Origin of the sequence: Anaeroplasma sp. (assembly GCF_034179385.1) — a bacterium.
Classification (GTDB): Bacteria; Bacillota_I; Bacilli_A; order Acholeplasmatales; family Anaeroplasmataceae; genus Anaeroplasma.
The window spans coordinates 21,759-28,942 of the sequence record NZ_JAXFPY010000114.1; the positions used below are offsets into that span (position 1 = coordinate 21,759).

At 33.0% G+C, this 7,184-nt stretch carries 6 protein-coding genes; 5 read left to right on the plus strand and 1 reads right to left on the minus strand.

Annotation, left to right across the window (positions count from 1 at the left end):
• The first annotated feature begins 4 nt into the window (after positions 1 to 4).
• From SPJ17_RS07510 to SPJ17_RS07530, 5 genes are all read left to right on the plus strand, one after another.
• Positions 5 to 976 carry an ABC transporter permease gene (locus SPJ17_RS07510; protein ID WP_321094316.1) on the plus strand — a complete coding sequence of 324 codons (972 nt, stop codon included), beginning with the start codon at positions 5 to 7 and terminating at the stop codon, positions 974 to 976.
• A 12-nt stretch (positions 977 to 988) separates the two neighbouring features.
• On the plus strand, positions 989 to 2,815 hold the full coding sequence (locus SPJ17_RS07515; protein WP_321094319.1) for an oligopeptide/dipeptide ABC transporter ATP-binding protein: 1,827 nt from the start codon (positions 989 to 991) through the stop codon (positions 2,813 to 2,815).
• Between the two features lie 18 nt (positions 2,816 to 2,833).
• Complete coding sequence (locus tag SPJ17_RS07520; RefSeq protein WP_321094321.1) at positions 2,834 to 4,930, plus strand: ATP-binding cassette domain-containing protein; 2,097 nt, start codon at positions 2,834 to 2,836, stop codon at positions 4,928 to 4,930.
• A 64-nt stretch (positions 4,931 to 4,994) separates the two neighbouring features.
• The gene (locus tag SPJ17_RS07525; RefSeq protein WP_321094323.1) at positions 4,995 to 6,236 is read left to right on the plus strand and encodes a hypothetical protein; all 1,242 of its coding nucleotides are present in this window, start codon (positions 4,995 to 4,997) and stop codon (positions 6,234 to 6,236) included.
• On the plus strand, positions 6,233 to 6,568 hold the full coding sequence (locus tag SPJ17_RS07530) for a hypothetical protein (RefSeq protein WP_321094325.1): 336 nt from the start codon (positions 6,233 to 6,235) through the stop codon (positions 6,566 to 6,568). The genes SPJ17_RS07525 and SPJ17_RS07530 overlap by 4 nt, the downstream gene beginning before the upstream one ends.
• A 191-nt stretch (positions 6,569 to 6,759) precedes the next feature.
• Here SPJ17_RS07530 and SPJ17_RS07535 read toward each other — a convergent pair whose 3' ends face one another.
• Positions 6,760 to 7,002: a transposase domain-containing protein gene (locus SPJ17_RS07535; protein ID WP_321094327.1), complete on the minus strand. Its 243-nt coding sequence runs from the start codon at positions 7,000 to 7,002 to the stop codon at positions 6,760 to 6,762.
• Positions 7,003 to 7,184 lie beyond the last annotated feature (182 nt).

Sequence of the window (7,184 nt, forward strand, 5' to 3'; positions counted from 1 at the left end):
TAAAATGGAACAAGCATTAATAAATTTAGATAGTCTTAATCTTTCTGAAGAAGAATTATTCTCTTTCGTTGACAATTCTATTGCAACGACGGAAAAGATTACAGCCCCAAGATATTCCTATTGGAAATCCGTTAGTAGAGTATTCTTTAAGAGAAAGATTAATGTAGTCTTATTAGCTCTATTACTTGTTGTTGTATTATTCGCATTCATTATTCCGATTTTCTCACCATTTGATATGTGGGAAAATTTAACAGAGGCTGGTGCTAAGAATTTAACTCCATTCCAGGCAATATCGAAATGGGGATTCCATATTAAATGGATTTTAGGTACAGGACAGCAAGGTGAATCTACATTCAATGCCATTTGGTATGGATCGAGAATTTCCATAAGTTTGTCTTTGGTTTGTGCTGCAATTAACCTTGTAATTGGTATCATTCTTGGTGCAATTTGGGGTTATTCAAAGCATTTTGATCTTTTTATGACTGAGGTATATAACATTGTAGGTAATGTTCCATATATCCTAGTTATTTCCGTTTTAGTAGTTATAACAGGCGCTGGTTTCTGGCCATTTGTATTTGCACTTACCGTTACTGGTTGGCTTGGTATAGCATATTTCATTAGAACACAGGTAATTATTATTCGTGACCGTGAATACAATTTAGCTTCCCGTTGCTTAGGTACAAATATTCTTCGTGTAACAATTAAGAATATTTTACCATTCTTAACATCTGTAATTGTTACCCTAGCAGCTGCTGAAATTCCATCCTATATTTCAATGGAAGTATTCTTATCTTACATTGGTATGGGTATGAGTGATACAACACTAGGTAAGTTAATTGAGAATTCACAAAAGGTTATGGCAATTAATGCATGGGAATTCTGGTCTCCAGTATTACTATCATCTATTGTTACAATCGTATTATATGTATTAGGTCAGAACTTGGGTGATGCAAGTGACCCAAGAACTCATATGTAGGAGGTAATAGCAATGGTTGATGAAGAGTTATTATCTCAAAATGAGGAAAAAGTAGTAGAAAATAAGGAAGAGAAAAAGACCTTACTTTCTATAAAGGATTTAGTAGTAAAATTCCGCGTAAGAGGTCGTATACTTACAGCTATACGTGGAATTTCATTAGATATCTATGAGAATGAATCTATTGCAATTGTAGGTGAATCTGGTTCTGGTAAATCTGTATTTACGAAAACATTCGCTGGTATGCTAGATTCCAATGGTTTCATTGATTCTGGTAGTATTGTATTAAGAGATGATGTTTTATCTGAAACGAATGCAATCAAAAACCCATCCTCTATGAAGAAGGTAGAAGGCTATACTGCAAAATTAAATGAATATGCAAGGCTTTATAATGGTGCCGAGGTTTATAAGCAAATTTTAGAGCTTGAAGCAAAGAAGAATGCAAAGCTTTCTTTAACGGATGAAGAATGCGAAGCTATCGAGAATGATATTGCAGATTTAAAATATGAAATTACAGAAAAAACGAACTATAAGATGACTTTAGATTCTCGTAAGCAAAGATTTGAAATTAAGAAGATTTCAAATGAGATTACTGTTTTAAAGGAACACCTTAAAACTGCAGAGAACCAAAAGGGATTATTATTACAAAAGCATAAAGAGGATTATCTTAAGGATACTTCCTTCATTAATAGCTATGAGAAGAAGATGGCTGAATTAACAAAGGAATATGATGAATTAATTCAAAAGGAAGCCCCTAAAGAAAAAATTGCTCTTAATGAAAAGATTGCTAAGGAAGTTTATCTTTCTACAGCAAGATTTGGTATCATCACAAGATCAAGATATGTTTCTAAACTTTTAAAGGAATTAAAGAAGGCTATGAAGCTAGGTGTTGATTTAAGTGATGTGGATACATTAAATAACATCTTTGATACAGTAGTTTTCCGTGTGGAATACTTAAAGGAGGATGAGCTTGATTTAGCGAATCCAAATGAGAAAAAGTATTATAGAGGATATTGTAATCTTGACTGTGCAAAGATTAAATATGGTAAGGACTGGCAACAAATTCGTGGTTCTAGAATTGCAACAGTATTCCAAGACCCAATGACCTCTCTAAACCCAATTATTACTATTGGTAAGCAGATTACATCTGTAATCATTAAGCACCAGCATTGTTCTGCAAATGAAGCAAGACTTCGTGCAATTGACTTAATGACTAAGGTTGGTATTCCTAACGCTGAAAAGCGTTTCGATGACTATCCTTTCCAATATTCTGGTGGTATGAGACAAAGAATCGTTATTGCGATTGCTCTATCCTGCCAGCCAAAGATTTTAATTTGTGATGAGCCTACAACTGCCCTAGATGTTACAATCCAGGCACAAATTTTAAAGCTTATCAAGGACTTACAAAAGGAATTTAAATACACTATCGTATTTATCACACACGACTTAGGTGTTGTAGCTAATGTTGCAGACCGTGTAGCTGTATTATATGCAGGACAAATTGTTGAGTTAGGTAAGTGTGAGGAAATCTTCTATGATCCTCGTCACCCTTATACTTGGGCATTATTATCCTCATTACCTCAGATTGCACAGCGTGGAACGGAGCTATACTCTATTAGTGGTACTCCACCATCCTTATATAACAAGATTGTTGGTGATCCTTTTGCTCCAAGAAATCCATATTGCTTAAAGATTGATACATTAATGGATTCTCCTATGTTTAAGATTAATGATACACATTATGCTAAGACATGGTTATTAGATCCAAGATCTCCTAAGCAGGAAAAACCAGAAATTATTCAAAATATTCATGAAAAGCTATTAAAAGCATTTAACATTTAGAAGGAGGAGTTGTGTTTTATGAATGATGAAAATAAATTAAATCCAGAAAACGAACCTCTTGAAAATGCTAAAGAAAATGTAGGAAAAGAGGATTCCTTAGCTACATTTACGAATGAATATAAAAAGCAAAAGCTTGAAATTAAGAATGAAATTAAAGCTCTAAAGAAAGAGTACAAAGAGGCAATATCTCAAGAGATTTCTAATGAAACAAAGGAAAGAAACAAGAGATTTGCCAAAGAAATTGTATTATCTAGTGTATATTTTGGAAAAGCTTCCTTTAATATTGCAAATCAAATTATTGCATCTATCGGAAGAAAGATTAAGGCTGGTAAGGAAATTACGGATGAAGAATTCTTTTATTCTATAAAGAATCGTCAGGCTTCTTATTATAAGCTTTCACACGAGGACGTTACTTCCATTACGGGTAAATGTGAGGATGATGAAATCACACTAAATCTGGCCGATAATTTCAAGATTGTTGCGAATAAGCTACAGGACGAAATTAAAAAGGCTGCAGGCACAGATACAATTGATACATTAGATTTAAAATTCCGTTCTTCTAATGTAATACGTCACGCTGAAGAATTTATTCTTGATCTAAAAAGAACAAAGGCAGAAGGCTTAACAGGCGAAGAAAAGGAAAATGCTTTAAAAAAGATTTCCTCTCTTGAGGAAAAATATGAAAAGAAGGATCATGCTGAATTCGAAAAGGAAACAGAAAAGTATTCTGTACAAGCATTAATCACTAAATACGAAAATAAGCTAAACGAGTTATCTAAATATGAGTTTGGTTCAGCAATCGAAGAGAAGATTAATAAGCTTGAAAAGGAAGCACAAAGAGTTCTTCCTGAAAAGGGTCCAATGGATGAGAATAATGGAAAGGAAATCCTATTATCCTTAAAGAATGTAGATATTACATTCGGTAAGGGAGATAGAGCTGTTCGAGCAGTAAAGAATGCAACATTCGATATTTACAAGGGTGAAACCTTCTCGCTTGTAGGTGAGTCTGGTTCTGGTAAGACTACCATTGGTCGTGCTGTAATTCGTGTAAATCCACTTGCTGGTGGTGAAATTGATTACAAGGGTGTAAGAATCTCTGGTAGAATTCCACACAATCTAGACCGTGATGTCATTCGTAACATTCAAATGGTATTCCAGGACCCAGCTGCATCCTTAAATGAGCGTGCAACTATCGATTATATCGTATCGGAAGGTTTATATAATTTCCATTTATATAAAAATGAGGCAGACCGTGTACAAAAGGTTGAAAATATGATTCAGGAGGTAGGCTTACTTCCTGAGCACTTAACTCGTTATCCGCATGAATTCTCTGGTGGACAGCGTCAAAGAGTTGGTCTTGCTCGTGCCTTCGTAATGGAGCCTGAGCTAATTGTTGCGGATGAGCCTATTTCTGCACTTGACGTATCTATTCGTGCACAAATCTTGAACCTATTAACTAAGTTTAAGGTTGAAAAGGGCTTAACATGCTTATTTATCGCACACGACCTTTCTATCGTAAGATTTATCTCAGATAGAATCGGTGTAATTTATAAAGGTGATATTGTAGAAATCGCAGAGGCAGAGGAATTATTTAACTTCCCTCTACATCCATATACAAGATCATTAATTTCTGCAATTCCTATCCCAGATCCAGTCTTAGAGAAGAATAAGGTATTATTTACATATGATCCATCGATTCATGATTATTCTATAGATAAGCCATCCTTAGTGGATATTGGTAATAATCACTTAGTATTTGGTAATAAGGCTGAAATCGAGGAATATAAGCGTATTAGAGAGTCTGGAGAGCATCCAAAGTCTATTACACTTATTTCTCCTGAGGAAAAGGCAAAGCTAGAAGAGGAAACAAAGAAGGATAATGTAATTAAGGAAGAGGATATTGAGCTTCCACCACTTCATGATACAGGAAGTGTTTGGTATGCAATCTTAGGATTCTTCTTCAGTATTATTGGTGCAGTTTTATGGATTGTATTCTATAAGATAAAGTACTTTAGAAACTTCAAGATTTCTAGAAAAGGAACCCTTCTTGGTTTAATTCTTAAGGGTATTGTATTGCTAATCTTTGGCATTGGTCTAATTATTGCAAGTACATAAAAATTGAATTGATTTATAAAAAGCTTAGCATTTTGTTGCTAAGCTTTTGACTTATGAGGTATTTATGAGAAAACAAGCAAATCCTAATGATGAATATAGAGTAAAACCTGTTAAGAAAATTGAATTAAGTGAAAAGCATTTAAAGCTTAGAATTGTAATATTTATTATTTCTGCAGCTGCAGCAATGTTTTTCATTATTTTTGGAATTGTTCAGTGCTCGAATGTAGATTCTGGATTTGCCCAAATTTCTTCAAACTTCAATTTGTATGATAGGGATTTTACATTGATGTACAATCTTGGAACAAAAGATAATCCTAATGATGATCATAAAAATGTTATATCCTTATATGATCAGGCATTAAGCCATGCTTATCCACTTTTTGATTCTGGTGTAGATTATGATGGAATAAATAATATGAAATATATTAACGACCATCCAAATACAGATATTGTAGTATCTCCTACACTTTATAAGGCATTTAAGCAGGTAGAAGGATATGATACAAGAATCCTATATCAAGCTCCTATTCATTCCTTATATTTATCTATGTTTTTGCAAAATGATGATGATAGTGAATATCAATATGACCCAAGGAATCCTGAGGTACTCGATTGGATTCAATCCTATTTAGTCTATACAAATGATGATACTAAGATACATATCAATTTAAAAGAAAATAATACAGTAGAATTATTTGTATCAAAAGATTACTTAGAATTTGCTAAGGATAATGGAGCTCCATTTATTGATTTTACTTATCTAACAAATGCATTTTTAATAGATATTATTGCAGACACCCTAATTACAAATGGCTACACAAGAGGATATATATCCTCCTGTGATGGTTATTTTAGATCTCTATCTGGTTTAGATAGCTATACATATTCTATTGGCGATAAGATAGAAAAAGGATATTTAAATGCTTGTCAAATGGAAATTCAAAGTGGGATAAGAGGTGTATGCTATAGAGCCTATGATCTATATCCTCATGCAAGAAAAAGGTATTATATATTATCGGATGGCACGGTAAGAAGCCTCTATATCGATGAGGCAACTGGAATTTCTATGAATTCCTGTCAAACGATGATGTTTTATTCTCCTAATGAAACTATCGTAGATATCGTATTAAAGACAAATAAGTATTATATAAACACTATCATTGATGAGGAAGGTATAAACTCCTTATCGAACAGTATAAAAACGATCTATGTTACAAATTATAAAGTATATTACAATGATGATATAACCCTAAAGAATCTATTTGATAATGGTGAAATAAAATATGAAGGAGTGAAGATTTCATGATAGAAAGACATAAAAAGCTCATTATATTTTTAACCGCCTATATTATTGTAACTGTCTTAGCAGTAATACCATTTACTATAGTGACGGATGGTACTGGTATCGCTATTGTATTTTTGGTTTCAAGCCTTCTTTTGCTACTAATTATCAATATTTGGCATGGTAGGACTATGAAATTAAAATACTTAATCGCATCGGAAAAGAATAAGGCTAAACTTCAAAAATTTGAAGAGAATTTAAAATGCAATAGAGAACAAAAGAAGCTTATGCTATTTGTTTTTCTATTCTTGGCTATAATCACAATCGCAATGATTATATATTTTGCAACAAGATAAAAGGGCTCTTCCCAAACTTAAGTAGTTTGGTAGGTGGATACCGTATAATTAAGAATAATGGCTTCAAAATCAGAATGGGTTTTGAAGCCATTTCTATAGTAATCCAAAACATCACGCTACCATGTTGTAGCATAACAAATATAAAAAGCCCTGGATGAACTAAGGCAACACTAAAAAGCCTATATAAGGCTCTATTTAGTGACTTTTAAGTCAAGAGGAAGATCTTTTAAGTAAGGTAATAACTTTCTTAAATCATCTTCCTCATTTTTATTTATTTTAGGTAATGTATCAAATACATAAGTTAAGTATTCGTATACATTTAGGTTATTAGCTACAGCTGTTTCAACTATACTGCAAGCAATGGCTGATGAATCAGCACCATTTTCTGTAAAGTAGAATAAGAAATTCTTTCTACCTATTATAAAGTTCTTCATGCACCTTTCAGATAATTATGCTGAATTCAGCATAATTATCTGAAAGAACAGTTAAACCCTTCGTTATAGCACGGAAGAACTTTCTATTTTGTAAAACTGCGGATGGAGCAATAGCAACAGGAAAAGCATTTTCTATTGTTCAAACTGCAAGAGCAAATGGATTAAATGTAGAATTATATTTG

Bases quoted from the DNA above. Each gene is read 5' to 3' on its own strand.
- SPJ17_RS07510 (WP_321094316.1), top strand. From the start codon at position 5: ATGGAACAAGCATTAATAAATTTAGATAGTCTTAATCTTTCTGAAGAA.
- SPJ17_RS07530 (WP_321094325.1), top strand. From the start codon at position 6,233: ATGATAGAAAGACATAAAAAGCTCATTATATTTTTAACCGCCTATATT.
- SPJ17_RS07525 (WP_321094323.1), top strand. From the start codon at position 4,995: ATGAGAAAACAAGCAAATCCTAATGATGAATATAGAGTAAAACCTGTT.
- SPJ17_RS07520 (WP_321094321.1), top strand. From the start codon at position 2,834: ATGAATGATGAAAATAAATTAAATCCAGAAAACGAACCTCTTGAAAAT.
- SPJ17_RS07515 (WP_321094319.1), top strand. From the start codon at position 989: ATGGTTGATGAAGAGTTATTATCTCAAAATGAGGAAAAAGTAGTAGAA.
- SPJ17_RS07535 (WP_321094327.1), bottom strand. From the start codon at position 7,002: ATGAAGAACTTTATAATAGGTAGAAAGAATTTCTTATTCTACTTTACA.